Source organism: Variovorax sp. UC74_104, assembly GCF_044055375.1.
Taxonomy (GTDB): Bacteria; Pseudomonadota; Gammaproteobacteria; order Burkholderiales; family Burkholderiaceae_C; genus Variovorax.
Genome location: NZ_CP171978.1, coordinates 2,819,505 through 2,838,424 on the forward strand (window position 1 = coordinate 2,819,505; position 18,920 = coordinate 2,838,424).

Annotated in this window: 15 protein-coding genes; 9 read left to right on the plus strand and 6 right to left on the minus strand. The window is 68.9% G+C overall.

The genetic code is table 11. The features are described from left to right. The first annotated feature begins 18 nt into the window (after positions 1–18). Entirely contained in the window at positions 19–1,107 is a 1,089-nt protein-coding gene (locus ACHMXA_RS13020) for an ATP-binding protein (protein ID WP_176664760.1), read from the plus strand. A gap of 40 nt (positions 1,108–1,147) precedes the next feature. Here ACHMXA_RS13020 and ACHMXA_RS13025 read toward each other — a convergent pair whose 3' ends face one another. Then, complete coding sequence (locus ACHMXA_RS13025) at positions 1,148–2,440, minus strand: epoxide hydrolase family protein (RefSeq protein WP_176664761.1); 1,293 nt, start codon at positions 2,438–2,440, stop codon at positions 1,148–1,150. A 505-nt stretch (positions 2,441–2,945) separates the two neighbouring features. Between ACHMXA_RS13025 and ACHMXA_RS13030 the strand changes: the two genes are divergently transcribed. After that, entirely contained in the window at positions 2,946–5,567 is a 2,622-nt protein-coding gene (locus tag ACHMXA_RS13030; RefSeq protein WP_395320917.1) for an ATP-binding protein, read from the plus strand. 138 nt (positions 5,568–5,705) lie between these two features. On the opposite strand, the gene ACHMXA_RS13035 is transcribed toward ACHMXA_RS13030, so the two are convergent. Together ACHMXA_RS13035 and ACHMXA_RS13040 are read right to left on the minus strand one after the other, a co-directional pair. Then, the gene (locus tag ACHMXA_RS13035) at positions 5,706–6,089 is read right to left on the minus strand and encodes a helicase SNF2 (protein WP_176664762.1); all 384 of its coding nucleotides are present in this window, start codon (positions 6,087–6,089) and stop codon (positions 5,706–5,708) included. Between the two features lie 212 nt (positions 6,090–6,301). Continuing rightward, positions 6,302–6,901 carry a cytochrome P460 family protein gene (locus tag ACHMXA_RS13040; protein WP_176664763.1) on the minus strand — a complete coding sequence of 200 codons (600 nt, stop codon included), beginning with the start codon at positions 6,899–6,901 and terminating at the stop codon, positions 6,302–6,304. 358 nt (positions 6,902–7,259) lie between these two features. On the opposite strand from ACHMXA_RS13040, the gene ACHMXA_RS13045 reads away from it, so the two are divergent. The 3 genes from ACHMXA_RS13045 to ACHMXA_RS13055 all read left to right on the plus strand — a co-directional run bounded on the left by ACHMXA_RS13045 (position 7,260) and on the right by ACHMXA_RS13055 (position 11,061). After that, positions 7,260–8,576: an MFS transporter gene (locus ACHMXA_RS13045; RefSeq protein ID WP_176664764.1), complete on the plus strand. Its 1,317-nt coding sequence runs from the start codon at positions 7,260–7,262 to the stop codon at positions 8,574–8,576. A gap of 24 nt (positions 8,577–8,600) precedes the next feature. Further along, the gene (locus ACHMXA_RS13050; protein WP_176664765.1) at positions 8,601–10,028 is read left to right on the plus strand and encodes an FAD-binding oxidoreductase; all 1,428 of its coding nucleotides are present in this window, start codon (positions 8,601–8,603) and stop codon (positions 10,026–10,028) included. Between the two features lie 73 nt (positions 10,029–10,101). After that, a complete protein-coding gene (locus ACHMXA_RS13055) occupies positions 10,102–11,061 on the plus strand; it encodes a LysR substrate-binding domain-containing protein (protein WP_176664766.1) in 960 nt (319 codons plus the stop codon). Positions 11,062–11,074: 13 nt separating this feature from the next. Here ACHMXA_RS13055 and ACHMXA_RS13060 read toward each other — a convergent pair whose 3' ends face one another. Further along, the gene (locus ACHMXA_RS13060) at positions 11,075–11,710 is read right to left on the minus strand and encodes a TetR/AcrR family transcriptional regulator (protein WP_371132166.1); all 636 of its coding nucleotides are present in this window, start codon (positions 11,708–11,710) and stop codon (positions 11,075–11,077) included. Between the two features lie 241 nt (positions 11,711–11,951). Here ACHMXA_RS13060 and ACHMXA_RS13065 point away from each other — a divergent pair, with 241 nt between their 5' ends. Genes ACHMXA_RS13065 through ACHMXA_RS13075 form a run of 3 tightly spaced genes read left to right on the plus strand, consistent with a single transcriptional unit; the run spans position 11,952 to position 15,483 of the window. Beyond that, a complete protein-coding gene (locus ACHMXA_RS13065; RefSeq protein WP_176664768.1) occupies positions 11,952–12,755 on the plus strand; it encodes an SDR family NAD(P)-dependent oxidoreductase in 804 nt (267 codons plus the stop codon). Between the two features lie 33 nt (positions 12,756–12,788). Beyond that, on the plus strand, positions 12,789–13,925 hold the full coding sequence (locus tag ACHMXA_RS13070) for a DUF5938 domain-containing protein (protein ID WP_176664769.1): 1,137 nt from the start codon (positions 12,789–12,791) through the stop codon (positions 13,923–13,925). A gap of 4 nt (positions 13,926–13,929) precedes the next feature. Next, positions 13,930–15,483: a long-chain fatty acid--CoA ligase gene (locus tag ACHMXA_RS13075; RefSeq protein WP_176664770.1), complete on the plus strand. Its 1,554-nt coding sequence runs from the start codon at positions 13,930–13,932 to the stop codon at positions 15,481–15,483. Here ACHMXA_RS13075 and ACHMXA_RS13080 read toward each other — a convergent pair. Together ACHMXA_RS13080 and ACHMXA_RS13085 are read right to left on the minus strand one after the other, a co-directional pair. Beyond that, positions 15,465–17,078, minus strand: coding sequence for a class I adenylate-forming enzyme family protein (locus tag ACHMXA_RS13080; RefSeq protein WP_176664771.1), 1,614 nt, complete (start codon positions 17,076–17,078; stop codon positions 15,465–15,467). The two genes, ACHMXA_RS13075 and ACHMXA_RS13080, sit on opposite strands and share 19 nt — an antisense overlap. 99 nt (positions 17,079–17,177) lie before the next feature. Continuing rightward, a complete protein-coding gene (locus ACHMXA_RS13085; RefSeq protein WP_176664772.1) occupies positions 17,178–18,002 on the minus strand; it encodes a hypothetical protein in 825 nt (274 codons plus the stop codon). A gap of 235 nt (positions 18,003–18,237) precedes the next feature. On the opposite strand from ACHMXA_RS13085, the gene ACHMXA_RS13090 reads away from it, so the two are divergent. Then, positions 18,238–18,903: a DUF1345 domain-containing protein gene (locus ACHMXA_RS13090; protein WP_176664773.1), complete on the plus strand. Its 666-nt coding sequence runs from the start codon at positions 18,238–18,240 to the stop codon at positions 18,901–18,903. Positions 18,904–18,920: the final 17 nt, after the last annotated feature.

Here is an 18,920-nt window from a genome sequence, read left to right on the forward strand (position 1 = left end):
GGCAGCAGGAGAAAACCAATGACGAAGAAGTCCCGCGCATCCATCAGTTCCTTCATCTGTTCCTACTTCGGCTCCTTCCACCGGGCGCGCGCATCCGTGGCGTTCGCCGGCGCCGCTTCCAAATCCACCCAGCCTGACCGCCGTTCGCACCGCCTGGCGTTGATCGCGGCACGCGCCCTCGCGCTGGCCACGCTCGGTCAGAACGTCCATGCCGCGACGCTGTCGCCGTTGAGCTGCCCGCTCGACGATAGCCTGCGGTGGATGCTGTGCGTGTCGGTGCTCGTCGGCCTCATGCTGCTCGCCGTCGTCCTCTGGCTGGAGGCGATGGACCACCGCGCGGGGGCGGCGCGCCTGGCTCGCACACTGGAGCAGCACGGCGCCGGCATGCCCGAGCTCGCCGAAAGCGGCCCGCGCGCCATCGTGCGGCTGGCGCGCGCGATCAACAACCTTCGCCGCCGCCAGGCCGAGCGCGACGTAGCGCACCTGGATGTGCAGGCCGCCTATGCGCACGACCTGCGCACGCCGCTGACCCGCATGGGGCTGCGCTGCGAGATGCTGGAAGACGCCTCGCTGCGCGAAGCCATGGAGCGTGATCTCGCCCAGATGCGCGAACTGGTCGAGGCCAGCGTGGCCAGCGCGCGGCTTCAGCGCAGCGTGGCCGAGCCGCTGCAGCGCGTCGATGCCGACGGCCTGCTCGGCAGCCTGATGCGCGACTATCGCGAGGCAGGCAGGGCGATCGCCGTCGACGGCCGCATCGGGCAGCCGGTGATGGCCTGTCCCCTCGCGCTGCGCCGCGTGCTCGCCAACCTGATCGACAACGCGCTGCGCTACGGCAGCGACGTGAGGGTCAGCGCCCGCGTCGATGCGACGAGTCTGGTGCTGGCCGTGGTGGACTCGGGGCCGGGCATCCGGCCGGCGCAGATGGAGGCGGTCTTCGCGCCATGGGTGAGGGCGGAGCAGGCCAGCGTCGAAGGCAAGGCCGGCTCGGGCCTCGGCCTCGCGATCGCCAGGCGCCTGGCCCGCTCGATGCAGGGCGACCTGCAGCTGCAGAACCGCCGCTGCGGAGGGCTCGAGGCACGGCTCACGCTGCCGCTCGTGGTCGCATGAAGCAACCCCTGGCGAACCGACGGGGTTGCTTCTTCCCCGGTCAGCGCAGCGACCTGAAGGCCGCGCGCACTTCCTGGCTGAACAGTGCCGGCTGTTCCCACGCGGCGAAATGACCGCCGGTGTCTACCTCGTTCCAGTAGATCAGGTCGTGGTATGCGCGGTCGGCCCAGGTGCGCGGAGCCTGGTAGATCTCGCCGGGAAACACCGTCACGGCAGCCGGCAGCGAGATGTCGACGGCGTTGAAGTTGTTCGAGTGGTCTTCCCAGTAAATCTGCGCGGCCGAGGTCGCGCTGTTGGTCAGCCAGTACAGCGAGATGTCGTCGAGCATCTCGTCGCGCGGGAGCACCCGTTCGGGCACGCCGCCCGAGTAGGTCCAGGTGGCGAACTTGTCGTAGATCCAGGCGGCCTGGCCCACGGGCGAGTCGGCCAGCGCGTAGCCCAGCGTCTGCGGACGCGTGACCATCATCGCGGAGTAGCCGGAGCTGTTCCTGTAGAAGGCATCCAGCTTGTCGAAGGCCGCGCGTTCCTTGGGCGACAGCCCGGTGGGCGCGGGGCCGCCCGCGGCGAGGATCGACGCGATCTCGGCAGGCACGGTGCCCGGCATATTGACGTGGATCGCCATCAGGCCCGGCACCTTCTGCATCGCCATGCGGTGCGAGATGACCGAGCCGCAGTCACCGCCCTGCGAGACGAACTGCCTGTAGCCCAGGCGCGCCATCAGCACGCCCCAGGCGCGCGCGATGTGGTCGGAGCCCCAGCCGGTGGCCTGCGGCTGGCCCGAGAAGCCGAAGCCGGGCAGCGAGGGCAGCACGAGGTGGAACGCATCCTCCGCGCGGCCACCGTGGGCAGTGGGATCGGTCAGCGGGCCCACGACCTTGAGCAGCTCGAAGATCGAGCCCGGCCATCCGTGCGTCATAATCAGCGGCATCGCGTCGGCGTGCCGCGAGCGGATGTGCGCGAACTGGATGTCGAGCCCGTCGATGGTGGTCACGAACTGCGGAACGGCGTTGAGCCGGGCCTCGCCCTTGCGCCAGTCGTAGTCGGTGGCCCAGTGGCGCACCAGCGAGCGCAGCGTGGCGAGCCGCACGCCCTGCGAGTCGTCCGCGACGGTCTCGGCGCTCGGCCACCGGGTGGCGCCGAGCCGGCGGCGCAGGTCGGCCAGAGCCTCGCGGTCGACGCCGATGCGGAACGGCCGCACCGAGGTATCGTCCGGACCGGAGGCTCCGGGTGGCCGCAGCATGGCGAAGGCGCCGGTAGCCGCCGACGCCGCGCCGAAGGCGATCGACGTGGCCAGGAGGTGGCGGCGCGAGAGGGATGGATGGAGGTTGTTCATGCAGGCATTTCCGTGAAGTTGAAACGCCTCCATTGAAGACAGCGGATGTATCCCGCGTGTGTGAAGAAACAGCCGAATCGCATGCGCAGGTACCTCGGGGGCGGACCGACACACGGCCATACAAATCGGCATGCTGCGACCCTCGGTTATGCTCCGTCCGCCCGCGCTGCCGAGGTGGCCGGCGGGTTCGCCGGGCCGATCGGATCGACCATGTCCGGCCTGGCATCGCGTCGCCTGCGCGGCACGCTGCAGTTCCCCATCTCCATGAGCGACGACAACTCCTTCAAGACCGCCGGCTCCATCTCCTTCGGGCCGTTCACCCTGCGCGTCGCGCAGCGGCTCCTCGAGCGCGACGGCATGCCGGTGGACCTTGGCGGGCGGGCGATGGATGTTCTCCTCGCCCTGGTCGCCAACGCCAACACGATCGTGAGCAAGCGGGAGCTCATGGCGCTAGCCTGGCCCGGCATGGTGGTTTTCGGACGGAAGCCTGCGTTACCAGATCGCGATGCTGCGGCAGGCGCTGGGCGACGGGCAGCACGGCGCGCGCTACCTGTCGAACGTGGTCGGCCGCGGCTACTGTTTCGTCGCCCGCATCACACCGGCTGCCGTCGCTCCCGACCTGCCGCCTGAACCCGAGGCGGGCCCTGTCGAACCCGGTCTTCCCGCGCAGCTGGTGGAACTGCTCGGCCGTGCAAAGGACCTGGCCGCGATCCCGGTCCAGTTGGCCAGGACGAGGTTCGTCACCATCGTGGGCTCGGGCGGCGTGGGCAAGACGAGCGTCGCGGTCCGCACGGGGCAGGACATGCTCGGCGAATTCAACGGGGCCGTGGTGTTCGTGGATCTTTCCATGCTGCTGGACCCCGGCCTGGTGCCGAGCGCCATCGCATCGATGCTGGGGCTCTCGGTGCGCTCCGCCGACCCGGTGCCCAGCCTGATCGCCTACCTGCGGGAAAGGCGGATGCTGCTGATACTCGACAACTGCGAGCACGTCATCGCGGCGGCCGCCTCGCTGGCCGAGCGCATCTTCCAGGCGGCGCCGCGCATACACATCCTCGCTACGAGCCGCGAGGCGCTGCGCGTCCAGGGCGAGCACATCCATCTGCTCGATCCGCTGGACAACCCGCCCGACCAGCCCGGGCTAGTGGCGCGCGACATCCTGATGTACCCCGCCACGCGCCTGTTCGTCGACCGGGCCGGCGCCAGCGGCGCCATGCCCGACCTGAACGACGACGACGCGCCCGTCATCGCGAGCATCTGCCGGAAGCTCGATGGCGTCGCACTCGCCATCGAACTCGCGGCTAGGCGCGTCGCCGCCTACGGGCTACAGCAGACGGCCACCCTGCTCGACGAGCGACTGGCGCTTTCGTGGCTCGGGCAGCGCACCGCGCAGCCAAGGCACCAGACCCTGCAGGCCACGCTGGACTGGAGCTACGAACTGCTCGACATGCCGGAGCGCCAGGTGCTGTGCCGGTTGTCGGTCTTCGTGGGCCATTTTTCGCTGGAAGCCGCGCGAGAAGTGGCAACGGACGGCGAGCTGACGCAGGCGCAGGTCGTCGATGCCGTCGCAAGCCTGGCGGAGAAATCGCTGCTCTCCATCCGGCGCTCCGTCGCCTCGACGCAATACCGGCTGCTCGAGAGCACCCGCGCGTATGCGCATTCGAAGGCCGGCGCGGACCTGGCCGATTCGGCGGCGCGGCGCCACGCGATCTACTTCCGCAAGCGGCTGGAGCAGATGGCAGAGCAGGACGACGCCTTCTCCCGCGACACGGCGCGCGCGTCGGATCTCGCGGACCTGGGCAACGTGAGGGCCGCGCTCGCCTGGTGCTTCGATCGCGTCGATTCCAGGGAACTCGGCGTTTCCCTCGTTCTGGCGGCCGTGCCGGCCTTCATGGCGATGTCACTGCTGGCCGAGTGCCACGACTGGTCGAAGCGCGCGCTCGCCGAACTGGGCCCGGCCTTGCTCGGCAGCGCCGCCGAGATGCACCTGCAGGCGGCCGTCGGCCTCTCGCAGATGTTCACTCGCGGCCACAGCGACGAGGTGCGGCACGCGCTCGAACGCAGCCTCCAGGTGGCGGAGGCGCTCGGCGACTCGCGCAGCCAGGTCGAGTTGCTGGGACGGCTGCAGATCTTTCATGAGCGCATCGGGGACTTCGTCGAGTCGCTCAGCCATGCCCGGCGCTGCGCCGCCGTGGCCGCCTCCATCGACGACGCGACGGCGCAGGCGACCGCCAATTCACTGGTGGGCCTCTGCCATCATTTGGTGGGAGACCAGGCCCGCGCGCGGCATTTCCTGGAAGCTGCGATCGCCGGCGCCTCGGTGTCGCGGCAGCGCAGCAGCATCCACGCCGGCTTCGATTTCCACAATCGCGCGTGCATCGCGCTGGCCAGGACCTTGTGGCTGCAGGGGCAGCCCTCGCAGGCCGTGGTCGTCGCCGGGCGCGCGGTCGAGGAGGCCCGGCACCTGAACCACCCCGTGACGCTCTGCATCGCGCTGATATGGGCCGTGTCGGTCTACATGTGGGTAGGTGACCTCGCGCGTGCCGAGCAGGACATCGATCGCTTCATCGCCTATGCGGAATCGCACTCGCTGACGCCGTATCTCGCGGTGGGCCGCGGGGTCAGGGGCGAGCTCGCCATCAAGCGCGGCGACGCCGCACGCGGCGTGAGAGCGATCCAGGATTCTCTGGTCGAGCTGCGTGCGTCGCGCTACGAACTGCTCACCACGTCGTTCAACATCACGCTCGCGGAAGGCCTGAATGCCATGGGCAGGAACTGTGACGCGCTTGAGTTGATGAACGACACGCTCGCGCTGGTGCACGCCAAGGGCGACCTCTACAACCTGCCGGAGCTTCTTCGCGTGAAGGCGCGTGCCCTCTCGGGTGCCGTGCCGCCGAACACCGCGGGCGCGGAGGAGTCGCTGCTCGAAGCGCTGGCAGTCAGCAGGCAGCAGGGCGCCCGCTCGTGGGAACTGCGCGTGGCGATGGACCTGGCGCGCCTTTTGGAAGACGCCGGACGCGGGCAGGAGGGCAGGAACCTGCTGGCCGGCGTGCTTGCCCGCTACACCGAGGGCTTCGAGACTGCGGACCTGCAGGAAGCCGAGCGGCTGTTCGGCGGGTCGATGGATTAGGGAAGGGCGCGGTCCGCCGCCTGCGGCCACGCCGCGCTCTGCGTCGATGAGGCGCGCGCGGCGGGCTGCCGCCGGGAAAAGATCATGGGGTTTCCCGGCGGCGGGGAGCGATGGAAGCGGATGCGCATCGGTGGCCGCTTACAGCGTTCCCTCGGTCACGCCGCGGGCCGCCGTTGCGCGTGCCTGCGCACGCACCATCGCGCGGTCGAGCGTGCTGGTGAATGACTGGGGTGCGTCGGCATTGGCGCCATCAGCGTAGATGTTGCCGGCGCGGGCAGCCGCGACGGCTTCGGCACGCGTGTCGGAGCGCTTGGCCAGGGTGGGCAGCGCGGGAGCGACATCTGCCGAAGCGCCTTCGCGGTAGGGATCGGCGCTGTGCGAGGCAACGACGGCCTCGGCCCTGACACCGGCGCGGCTCGCGCTGGAATGGAACTGCAGCACGCCCTGGTATTCCTCGGCGCTCGCGCTCAAGGCGAACAACGAAGAGACGGCAGCGGCGGCGAGGAGTACGGAAGCTTTCATGATGAATCCTTTCGGGTAGGTGATGACGATTCGGAAGACCGGTTGTCAGTCGGATCGCATGGGCTTTTCCGAACTGATGGAGAGATTGTTCGGCTCATGAGGCACCTGGTGATCGGATTGCGTATGCCTCTGTATCCGGGCCGTGTTCGTCAACACTAAATTTCAAAATCGCAGGCACGACCCATCAACTGCACCCCATCGATTGCGACTCGTCAGGGCGCGAGCCGCGTGAACACGTAGTCGTGGTTCTTCACCAGCGACTGATGGCAGGCAAAGCAGGTCTGGTGCTGTGCCAGGTCCGCGGGCTTGCCGTCGATGAAGCGCCCGAAGCCCCAGCCGCCGGTGGCGGCGTATTTCTTCGAATCCTTCACCATCACCTGCACGGTGGTGGCCGCGCCCGGAACGGATGCCGGTGCGAACTCGGGCGACTGCACGTGCCTCCAGGCGAGCTTGACGAGCACGGTTCCGTCGGGAAAGGGCAGCGTGCCCTGGTCGTAGGCCTTGATCGCCTTGGCGTTGCCGAGCACGGCGCGCAATTCATTCAGCGGCTCCGCCTCGATGGCGGGCGCGATCAGCTGCCACTGCCGGTAGCCCTTGGGAATGGTGACGCCGTAGATCGGCGATGCGTCGGGGCCTGCAGCGGCGCTGCGGGTCTCCTTGGCCGCGATGGGCGCGACCGCGAAGGCGGCCAGCGCGCCAGCGAGCGCGAGGAGGCCGAAGCTGGCGAGCCTGGCTGGCGCACCTTGGAGGAAGCGGGGCGATGCCTTCGTTGCGCGAGTGCCGCGAGGCTGATGGGTGTGGGGATGGTTCATGGGTGAGCTGAGTTGGTTGGACAGAGTCGGCATGCCGACGGGACGCGGGCCCGCACCCGGGGCGCGTCCGATGGTCTGCCGTCTTTTCCTCGTTCCTGCGCCTTGCGTATGCGCATGTATCGCGCCTGGCCGCTCCACACACTGCGTTACGGTGGCCGGCGTGCCACGCGCATCGCTCCGGTGCGTCTTCAGCGCGATGCGCACCGTCTTCGCCACGTGCACCTGCGTCGCGCATCTCGTTGCGAGATACGGCGATCTTCAATCCATATGAATATTGCGTGGAAACCCGCAGCCGCGCGGCGGGTGCGGACCCGACCATCGCCTGCAGTCGAACCAGACGAAGGAAAGCGACGCACCCATGAGCACCAGCACCATCGCGCAGCCCTACGAGGGCCGCTTCGACAGCACCTCCGACGCCGTCTACCGTAAGGTGGGATGGCGGCTGATACCGCTGCTGTTCCTCTGCTACATCGTGGCCTACCTCGACCGCGTGAACGTGGGTTTCGCCAAGCTGCAGATGCAGGGTGACCTGCAGTTCAGCGACGCGGTCTACGGGCTGGGGGCGGGCATCTTCTTCATCGGCTACTTCCTCTTCGAGGTGCCGAGCAACGTGGTGCTGCACCGCGTGGGCGCGCGCCGCTGGATCGCGCGGATCATGATCACCTGGGGCGTGCTGTCGGCGGGCACCATGTTCGTGAACTCGCCCACGTCGTTCTACGTGATCCGCTTCCTGCTCGGCGCGGCCGAAGCGGGCTTCTTCCCCGGCATCATCCTGTACCTCACCTACTGGTACCCGGCCGCGCGGCGCGGCAAGGCCACGTCGCTCTTCCTCGCGGCGATCCCGTTCGCGGGCATCCTCGGCGGCCCGTTCTCGGGCTGGATCCTGCAGGGGATGGGCGGCGTCAACGGCTGGGCCGGCTGGCAGTGGCTGTTCCTGCTGCAGGGCCTGCCGACGGTGGCGCTGGGCCTGGTCGTGTGGCGCTACCTCGACGACCGCGTGAAGGACGTGCGCTGGCTCACGCCCGCCGAGCGCGAACTCATCGCCCGCGAGATCACCGCCGAAGACGCCGGCAAGGCCGAGCCGCGCATCCTGAGCGTGCTGGGCAACGGCCGCGTGTGGCTGCTGGCGCTGGTGTACTTCGCCTACACCTCGGGGCTCTACGGCATCTCGTTCTGGCTGCCCAGCATCATCAAGGCGGCGGGCGTGAAGGGCGCGCTCGACATCGGCCTGCTCAGCGCCATCCCGTGGACCTTCGGCGTGGTCGCGATGTACTTCATGGCCCGCAGCGCCGACCGCCGGCTGGAGTACCGCTGGCACAGCGCGATCGGCGCGGTCGTCGGCGCGGCGGGGCTGGTGCTCAGCGTGGCCTCGCACGGCAACGTGACGCTCGCGATGGCAGGGCTCACGCTGGCCACCATGGGCATCATGTCGACCTTCCCCGTCTTCTGGGGCCTGCCCACGGCCTTTCTCGGCGGTGCGGCGGCGGCCGCGGGCATCGCGCTCATCAATTCGTTCGGCAATCTCTCGGGCTTCAGCGCGCCGTACCTGATCGGGCTCATCAAGGATGCGACGCAGAGCACCGATGCGGGCCTGCACATGCTGGCGGCGCTGCTGGTGATCGGCGCGGTGCTGGTGCTGTTCGTCAGGCCGGCCCGCGCGCTGTCGCAGCGCTGAGCGGCATTCAGTCAGGAGGCTCCCATGGACTCGGTCGTGAATATTCCCGTGCGTTCGAATACGCGGCGCTCCCCGTCGCCGGAACTGCTCGCCTTGCTGCAGGGCAGGTTCGCCGAACGCTTTTCGACGAGCAAGGTGGTGTTGCTGCAGCACGGCACCGACGAATCGACCTACCCGCCTCAGCCGCCCGACGCGGTGGTGTTCGTGCGCAGCACCGAGGACGCGGCCTTCGTGGTGCGTGCCTGCGCGCGCGAGCGAGTGCCGGTCATCGGCTTCGGCGTGGGGTCGTCGGTGGAGGGGCATCTGCTGGCCGTCGAGGGCGGTGTGTGCGTCGACTTCTCGCAGATGGACAAGGTGCTGGCGATCCGGCCCGGCGATCTCACGGCCACCGTGGAGGCAGGCGTCACGCGCGGACAGCTAAACGCGGCGCTGCAGGGCACCGGCTTCTTCTTCTCGGTCGATCCGGGCGCGGATGCGTCCATCGGCGGCATGGTCGCGACGGCCGCCTCGGGCACCAACACCGTCCGCTACGGCACCATGCGCGACAACCTCGTGAGCCTGACGGTCATCACGGCCGAGGGCGAGATCGTGCGCACCGCGTCGCGGGCGCGCAAGAGCTCGGCGGGCTACAACCTCACGCAGCTTTACTGCGGCTCCGAGGGCACGCTGGGGCTGATCACCGAGGCCACTGTGCGCCTGCATCCGCACCCGGAGACGTACGCCGCGGCGGTGGTGCACTTTCCATCGGTGCGCGCGGCGGTCGGCTGCGTGATCGAGTCGATCCAGATGGGCGTGCCGCTGGCGCGCGCGGAGCTGCTGGACGCGCTGACCATCCGCGCCGTGAACGCGCACAGCCGCACCGCGCTGGGCGAGCATCCGACGCTGTTCCTGGAGTTCGGCGGCAGCCAGGGGCAGGTCGACGAGCAGGCGGCGGTGGTGCGCGAGATCGCGGGCGGCCACGGCGGCGGCGACTTGCAGTGGGCAAGGCTGCCGGAGGAGCGCTCGCGCCTGTGGACCCCGCGCCATCACGCCTACTTTGCCTGCCTGCAGCTGAAGGCGGGCTGCCGCAGCCTGAGCACCGATGCCTGCGTGCCGCTGTCCGCGCTCGCGCAGTGCATAGAGGAGACGCAGGCCGACATCGCCGAACACGGCCTGCTCGCGCCGGTGCTGGGCCATGTCGGCGACGGCAATTTCCATTGCCTCGTGCTGGTCGACCCTGGCAGCGCTCAGGAGAACGAGGCGGCCGAGGCCTTCAGCCACCGGCTGGTGCAGCGTGCGCTGCGCCACGGCGGCACGTCGACCGGCGAGCACGGCGTGGGGCTGCACAAGATGAAGTACCTGGTCGATGAGCACGGCGAGCACGGCGTGGCACTGATGCGCGCGGTGAAGAAGGCGCTGGACCCGCACGACATCTTCAACCCCGGGAAGGTCGTCGCTCTGGCCGAGGGCTGAAGAGCAGGCTGGTGTGCGCTCTAGAATTTCCGGCCTCGCCCGCGCCTCGCGGCGAACGGCCGGAGGTCCCTCGATGGAGTTGCGCCAGTTCAAGTACTTCGTTGCCATCGTGGATTGCGGCAGCCTGTCGCGCGCCGCGCAGCAGCTCTTCATCGCGCAGTCGGCCCTGAGCAAGCAGATGGCCGAGCTGGAGGGCGAGCTCGGCACCCAGCTGCTGCTGCGAAGCCGAAACGGCGTGGCGATGACGGAGGCCGGCAAGGTCTTCTACGAATACGCGCAGGGCATCACCAAGCAGGTGCGTGACGCCAGGGCCGCTGTGCATGTCGCGGCCGAGTCGGTGGCGGGGTCGGTGGTCGCGGCGCTGCCGCAGAGCGTGTCGCCCATGGTCGCGCTGCCGCTGATGCGCGCGGCCGCGCGCCGCTATCCCGACGTGGTGCTGCACCTGAACGAGGAACTCACCGGCAACATGGCCGACCAGCTGCTGCGCGGCCGCGTCGACGTGGCGATGTTCTCGCCCGCGATGGCGGCGGAGGACATCCAGTTCACCCCGCTGGTCGAGGAAGACTTCGTGTTCCTCGACGCCCCGCAGAGCCCGCACGCGCTGCCGCCCGGCGACGTGAGCATCGAGCAGGCCATCGCGCGGCCACTGGTGTGGCCCGCCCATGCGCACGGCCACTGCACGCGCTGGCTGGTCGATGCGGTGCTGGAGCAGGCGGGGTACTCCGCGGCACGGGTGGCGGCGGAGATCAACTCGGTCTACACGCTGAAGGCCGCGGTGGAGGCGGGGCTGGGGCCGACCATCATGCCGTTCGGCCTCGCGCAGCGCGAAGTGCAGGAGGGGCGGCTCGTCGCGCACCGCATCGACTGGCCGTCGATGCGCCGCACGCTGGGGCTGTGCGTTTCCGTGCACCTGCCCGTCACCAATGCCAAGCGCGCGGTGTGCACGCTGATCGCCGATGTGGTGCGCGACCTGTGCGAGAGCGGCCAGTGGGCCGGCGCGCGTGCGCTCGCACCGGCGAGGAAGGCGAGCTGAGCTTCTTCGCGCTTCAGGCGCCGCGCGTGCGGGGCGCCGCGGCCTTCGCGGGCGGCGTGAAGAGGCGGCCGATGGCCTCGCGCACGTCGGCCTTCATGTTCTCCACGGCCTTCGCATCGCCCGACATGTGCTTGAGCAGCGCCTGCTGGAAGAGCCCGTCGAACAGCGCATAGGTGGCCGAGGGCGACATGCCGGGCTCTTCGCCCGAGAGCTCGGCGAAGCGGCTCATGATGCGCCAGATCATTTCTTCCAGGCTCTTGTCGATCTGCACGACGTCGGCGCGGAAGGCTTCCTCGAACAGCGCCTGCGAGCGCAGGTCGTACCAGAGGCGGTGCACGTGGCCTTCGTCGCACAGCGTGTCGCCGAGGCTTTGCAGGAAGCCTTCCATCAGTTCGTCGTAGGTCGTGGCGCTTTCCACGGCGTGGTCGTAGCGCGTGACGCAGCGGGCCTTGTACTGCTTCACGCTGCAGATGATCAGGTCGACCTTGTCGCTGAAGTAGTAGTGCAGCACGCCGTGCGAGAACTCGGAGTTCTGCGCGATCTCGCGCAGGCTGGTGCGTGCGTAGCCCAGTGCCGCCAGCGTGGTCAGCGCGGCCTCGCCCAGTTCGGCGCGGCGCTCGGAGAACTTGTCGACCCGCGCCTTGGGCACTCGTTCAGCGTGTTTCTTTACCCGTTGATGTGTCGTCATTGAAAGCCGGGCCGCATGCGTGCCGGCCCCTGTGTTCCTCTTGATCGCAGACCATAGCACGCAAGCGGGAGAACCCGCATCCGGCGCGCCACGGATGCCATTCTAGAAAAACTTGACGAGTGCCAAGAAAAATCTTGACAGTCGTAAAGTCGATTTCTAGCATGGCCGCTCCATCTCACAACATATCCACAGGAGACAAGTGATGGCCAAGTACGACTTGATGGGGCGCAGTGCGCTCGTGACAGGCGGTGCGCGCGGCATTGGCGCGAGCATCGCCGAGGCGCTGGCCGCGGCCGGCGCTTCCGTGATGATCGGCGACGTGCTCGCCGACCTGGGGCGCGAAACCGCCGCCAGGCTGTCCGCCTCGGGGGCGAAGGTGGGCTTCGTCCCGCTCGACGTCACGAGGGACGGCGACTGGGCCTCGGCCGCCGAGACCACGGTGAAGGAGATCGGCGGCTTCGACATCCTCGTCAACAACGCCGGCATCGAGATCACCTCGCTGGTGGTCGACGTGAACGCCGACGACCTGCGCCGCATGCTCGACGTGAACGTGGCCGGCACGCTGCTCGGCATGAAGCACGCGTTCCGCGCGATGCGCCCCGGCGGCAGCGCGGGCAAGGGCGGGGCGGTGGTCAACATCGCCTCGGTCGCCGCGACCATCGCGTTCCCCGCCATTGCCGGCTACTCGGCCACCAAGTCCGCCGTCGACCGCGCCACGCGCGTCGCGGCAATGGAATCCGGCAAGCTGGGCTACGGCGTTCGAGTCAACTGCATCTACCCGGGCCTCGTGCCCACCGACATGGGCATGAAGCTCGCCCATGACATCGTCGCCGCGGGCCTCGCGCCCAGCGTGGAAGCGGCCGTGGGCGACGTGGTCGGCCAGACGCCGCTCGGGCGCCTCGGCGAAGTCGGCGACATGGCCGACGTGGTGGTCTTCCTCTGCTCCGACGCGGCCCGGTTCATCACCGGCGCCGGCATCGCGGTGGACGGCGGCATGGGCATGTAGTCGCGCAGGCGAGCAACAGCAAGGAGACACAGCATGAGCAGCAGCAAGAAGAAACCCGTCGTCGTCTACGGCGCCTCCGGCTACACGGGCCGCCTGGTGTGCGAATACCTGCGCGAGTACAACATCCCCTTCGTCGCCGCGGGACGCAGCGCGCAGAAGGTCGAAGCGGCGATGAAGTCGAACGTGCCCGGCATCGAGACCGCGAACTACGAGGTGGTGGAAGTGGCGCATTCGGTGGGTGCGCTCACCGAGCTTTTCACCGGCGCCTCGGTGGTGCTGAACACGGTGGGGCCCTTCGCCCGCTTCGGCCACGAGGTGGTCGATGCCTGCCTGGCGGCGGGCTGCCACTACACCGACACCACCGGCGAGCAGGACTGGCTCATCACGCTCGACCAGAAGTACGGCGCCAGGTTCGCCGCCGCGGGCCTGCTGCTGTCGCCGGGCCTGGCCCACATGTACACCACCGGCGAGATCGCCGCGCAGCTGTGCCTGGAGACGCCCGGCCTCGACACGCTCGACATCGCCGTGTTCTGGGGCGGCAGCCCGACCATCGCGTCCACCCAGACCATCCTGGTGAATGCGGCCACCTCCAAGGCCTACTACCTGGAGCAGAACGAATACGTCGAGTGGCAGCCCGACGCGGGCCTGTACCACCTCTCGATTCCCGGCCAGCACGAGGCCGCGCTGGCGCTGCCCTGGGGCGGCACCTCGCACCCGGTGTGGTTCAAGCGCGATCCGCGCGTGGCCAACGTGAAGGTGCTCGGCGGCGTCTTCAACAAGGCGCTGATGCAGGGCGTACCGCAGATCGTGGCTGCCGCGCTCAAGGCCACCGAGGGCATGAACGACGACGACCGCTATGCCGCGCTGGCCCAGACCGCATCGGGCGTGATGAACACCATGCCGCCACGCGAGAACCCGCGCATCAACAAGTCGGTCGACTCGGTGCATGCCTCCGGTCCGCTGGGCCGCGTGCACTGCGTGATCTTCGGCAACTGCAACTACAAGCAGACCGGCCTGCTGCAGGCCTACGCGGCCGCCTCGCTGCTGCAGCAGCCGCCGCGGCGCGCCGGCTTCGCTTCGGGCTGCCAGGCCTTCGGTCACCGCGAGCTGCTGGGTGCGCTGCGCGGTTTCGGGCTGGTGCAGGAGCCCGTGATTACCCGGATGGGCTGATCCCATGCGCCTGGTCGACTACCTCGACAAGGGCGCCCAGCTCGGCGCCCATTCGCCCTGCCTGACCATGGGCGCCAGCAGCCTGAGCTATGCCCAGGTGCAGCGCATCAGCTGGCGCGTGGCGCGGGGCCTGCAGCGCGCCGGCATCCGGCCCGGCGACAAGGTGGCGGTGCTGTCGAGCAACGACGCGACGGCCTTCGCCACCGTGTTCGGCATCTCGCGCGCGGGCTGCGTGTGGTGCCCGATCAATCCGCGCAACGAGGCGAGCGAGAACGCCTACGTGCTCGACGCCTTCGACTGCGCCTGCCTGGTCTTCCACGGCAACTACGCGGCCATGGTCGAGCAGATGCGGTCGCAGCTGCCCAAGCTGCAGGCGCTGGTGTGCCTCGACCAGCGGCAGGCCTTCGCGCCGTCGCTGGACGACTGGCTCGAGGGCCTGGACGATTCGCCTTTCGACATCGCACCGCCCGACGACCTCGCGATGATCGCCGGCACCGGCGGCACCACCGGCCAGCCCAAGGGCGTGATGCTGTCGGGGCGCAATCTCGAGGCGATGTCGGCGCTGACGCTGATGGGCTATCCCTTCGAGGGGCGGCCGGTCTACCTCGCGCTGGCACCCCTCACGCATGCCGCCGGCGTGCTGTGCCTGCCGGTGATGGCGCTGGGCGGGCAGGTCGTGATCATGCCCAGGCCCGATCTCGGCGAGTTCCTGGGCCTCATCGAGGAACATCGCGTCACCCACACCTTCCTGCCGCCCACGCTGATCTACATGCTGCTGCAGCATCCGCAGCTCGCGCAGACCAGGCTCGATTCGCTGCAGTGCTTCTGGTACGGCGCCGCGCCCATGTCGGCCGCACGGCTCGAAGAGGCGCTGCAGAAGATCGGCCCCGTCATGGCGCAGCTCTTCGGCCAGACGGAGGCGCCGATGATGATCTCGATGATGTCGCCGCGCGAGCACTTCAACGCCGACGGCACCATCGCGCGCCACCGGCTGTCTTCGGCGGGCAGGCCGGGTCCGCTGGTGCAGGTCGGCGTGATGAACGGCGACGGCGTGCTGCTGCCCACGGGCGAGAGCGGCGAGATCGTGGTGCGCGGCTCGCTCGTGATGCTCGGCTACTACAAGAACCCGGGCGCCACCGAAGAGGCTTCGCGCCATGGCTGGCACCACACGGGCGACATCGGCTACCTCGATGCGGACGGCTTCCTCTACATCGTCGACCGCGCCAAGGACATGATCATCTCGGGCGGCTTCAACGTCTATTCGGCCGAGGTCGAGCAGGCGCTGCTGCAGCACCCCGACGTGCAGGACAGCGCGGTCGTCGGCCTGCCCGACGAGAAGTGGGGCGAGCGCGTGGTGGCCGTGCTGCAGCTGCACGAAGGCAGGCAGGTGGACGCGGAGGAAATCAAGGCCTTCGTCAAGGCGCGCATCGGCAGCGTGAAGGCGCCCAAGCAGATCGAGGTGTGGCTCGACCTGCCGCGCTCCAGGGTGGGCAAGGTGTTGAAGAAGGAAGTGCGCGCGACGCTGCTGCAGCGCGCGGATCAGCCGCCGCGCTCGTAGTGGTCGTGGTGCGCCCGGCGCAGCTCGAACTTCTGGATTTTGCCGGTCGATGTCATCGGCAGCGCCGGCAGGAAGATGATTTTCTTCGGCACCTCGAAGCCGCCCAGGTGCTCCCTGCAGTGCGCGGCGAGCGCGTTCTCGTCGAAGTCCGCCGGCGCGTCGTGCCTGCGCGTGACGAAGGCGGTGATGGCCTCGCCCCAGCGCTCGTGCGGCAGGCCCACCACCGCGGCGTTGAGCACGGCGGGGTGCCGCAGCAGCACCTCCTCGACCTTGATCGAGGGCACGTTCTCGCCGCCCGACTTGACCATGTCCTTGAGCCGGTCGAGAAAGATCAGCTGGCCGTCGGCGTCGAGCTTGCCCAGGTCGCCCGAGTGGTGCCAGCCGAAGCGCTGCGCGTTAGCGGTGGCCTCGGGGTCGTTGTAGTAGCCGAGCATCACGTTGGGGCCGCGGAAGACGATCTCGCCGACCTGCTCGGGGCCCAGCAGTTCGCCGTCGTCGCCCATCACCGCGACCTCGTTCACCAGCGTGCCCACGCCCCAGTAGGAGCCGAAGCGCCTGCGCTGCTCATGCGCCTCGAAGATGGTGGCGCCGGGGTACATCTCGGTCTGGCCCGAGACGAGCGCGAAGTTCGGGCAGAACTCGTCGAGCAGGCGCAGCAGCAGCGTGCGCGACATCGGCGCCATCGCATACACGCAAAGCCGCAGGCTCGAGATGTCCCGCGCGGCGCGCTGCGGATGTGCGAGCAGCGCGCCGTACATCATCGGCAGGCCGACCATCACCGTGATGCGGTGCCGCTCGATGGCCGCGAGCACCGCGCCGGGGTCGAAGCCGCGCAGCACCACGAGCGAGCCGCCCACCGCCAGCGCCGACATCAGCACCGTGTGCTGGCCGCAGTGGAAGAGCGGCAGCACGCTGCTCCACACGTCGGCGCGCTCGGGGCTGCTGCCCCATTCGACCATGTTGCTCAGCAGCACCGAATGCACCGAGGCGTGCGAATGCATCACGCCCTTCTGGCGGCCGGTGGTGCCGCTGGTGTACATGATGAGAGCGAGTTGCGCGCTGTCGATGGGCACCTCGGGCAAGGTCGTCGGGCCCTGCGCGATGGCTTGCGGCACCGTGGGCACGTCCTGCGGCGGCGTGTCGCCGTCGAGCACGCAGAGGATGGGTGCCACGCTCTTCGCGTGCAGCAGCTCGCGCAGCTCGGGCCGGGCGTGCAGCGCGGTGTCGATCACGATGTGTCGCACCTCGGCATGACCGAGGATGTAGCCGATGGCATCGACGGCCAGTGCGGTGTTGATCGGCACCCACACCAGCCCCGCCTTCTGGATGCCCAGCATGGCGACCACCATCTGGATCGAGTTGTTGCACAGCATGCCCACGCGGTCGCCGAGCGCGAGGCCCAGCCCCAGCAGGTGGTGCGCGAAGCGGTTGGAGGCGGCGTCGAGTTCGCCGTAGGTGATGCGGTGCTCGCCTTCGACGAGCGCCGTGCGTGCGCCGAAGCGGCGTGCGCTGCGATGGATCACGTCGCCGAGCGCGATGCGCGAGATGCGCGAATGGAACTGCGGCGGCACAGGGCCGTTGGCGGCTGCGGGCATGCTCTTCGTCTCCGTTCTTCGATGGTGGGCGCAGCCTAAGGCCGTGCGCCGTACCGCGTCTTGCGAAGACTGGCTGCCGCCCGCAGCCGGGGCACGCTGCTAGAAGCGCGCCTTGAGGAAGGCCGACGGCCCCTGCAGCCTGACCTTCAGGCGCGAGTCGGCGAAATCGTTCTCGCGCGTCAGGTCGATGTTGGTCACGCCATAGGCCAGCACCACGCCCACGTTCTTCACCGGGAACCACTCCACGCCGGCGGAGGCGTTGTAGATGTTGCCGTGGAAGCGGCCGCTGCTCTTCCACACGCCCGAGGCGTCGGCGAACAGGCGCAGGTCGGGCGTGATGGCATGGCGCACGCCTATTTCGAGCAGCGGCGCCACGGTGCTGCCGCTGGAGCTTTCGCTCAGCGTGCCGACCTGGCCGTTCACCGATGCCAGCGCGGTGGTGCCCAGCGTCGCACGGTAGTAGGCGGCGCCTGCGCCGAGGCCCAGCACGGTGTTGCCCGAGCCTATCCACCATTTGTAGGAGAGCTTGGCGAAGTCGAGCTTGGTGCTGATGTTCGCGTTGCCGAAGGTGTTGAGCGTGCCGAAGGGGCCCAGCGAGGTGGAGCTGTCAACGCCGCCCGAGTATTCGCGCTTGTAGCGGTAGTAGTCGAACGAGATGCCCTGGCTGTCGCCCAGCAGCACGTCTGCCGAGATGCGCGGCATGGTGACGCGGCCCGGCTTGACGTCGCCCGTCTGCAGCGCGCCGTAGGCCGTGCCGAAGGAGGCGTTGAGCTTCGGATCGGCGCTGAAGCCGCCGACCGAGAGGCTGAAGCGGTCGAGTGCGGGCGAGGGGTCGGCAAAAGCCGGCGAGGCGGAAAGCAGGAGGCCGGCGACGACCATGGCAGGCCGGCCGGAAGGACGTGAGCGAAAGCGCGTGAGCAGCATGAAGCAGATCCTTGATGACCCGAAAGACGAATGCCGCGGGCACCTCGTGAAGCGGACGCGAACGCTGCGTCCTGTGCGGTGCTTGCCGGCGAGGCTCCCTTGAACAGCGAAGACCATAGGGGCGCGCGCACCTGCCGTGGATGAGCGGAATGCCGCTGTGCTTGTAGGACTCGTGCCCAGCGCTGTTGCCGTGGCGTGACGGTGCCGCCCCTTCGCCCGGCGCTAAAGTGCCGCCATGCGCAGACACCTCTCCACCACCACCGGCCCTCAGCGTCTTCTCTACGGTGCCATCGCCGGCTGCGCCGTCGCGGCCGCGCTGATGCCGGTGCCCATGAGCGGCATGGCGCGCGGGCTCACGGGATGGTGCGCGGCGGTGGTCGTGCACCAGCTGCTGGCCTGGTGGCTGGCCTGCACCTTCGATGCGAAGCGCACGCGCGAACGTGCGCAGTCGCTGGACCAGCCCAACGTGATGATCCTGGTGTCGATGCTGGTGGTCGTGGCCATGAGCGTGGTGGCCATCGCCATGCTGCTCCAGCAGGGGAAGGGGCTGGGCGGCTGGGAGCGCGCCGGGCACGTGGTGCTGGGCCTCGTGGCGCTGGCGGGGTCATGGCTGACGATGCACACCATCTACGCCTTCCACTACGCCCACCGCTACTACATCGATCAGCGCGACGGAACGCCCGACGGCGGCCTCGACTTTCCGGGCAAGGGCGAGGACGCGCCCGACTACTTCGACTTTCTCTACTACTCGTACGTGATCGGCATGACCTCGCAGGTCTCGGACGTGCAGGCCACCTCGAAGGAGATGCGGCGCATCACGCTGCTGCACAGCGTGCTGGCCTTCGCCTTCAACATGCTGGTGCTGGCGCTTTCGGTGAACGTGGTCGCGGGCGCCGTGTAGGCGCCGTGCGATGCAGT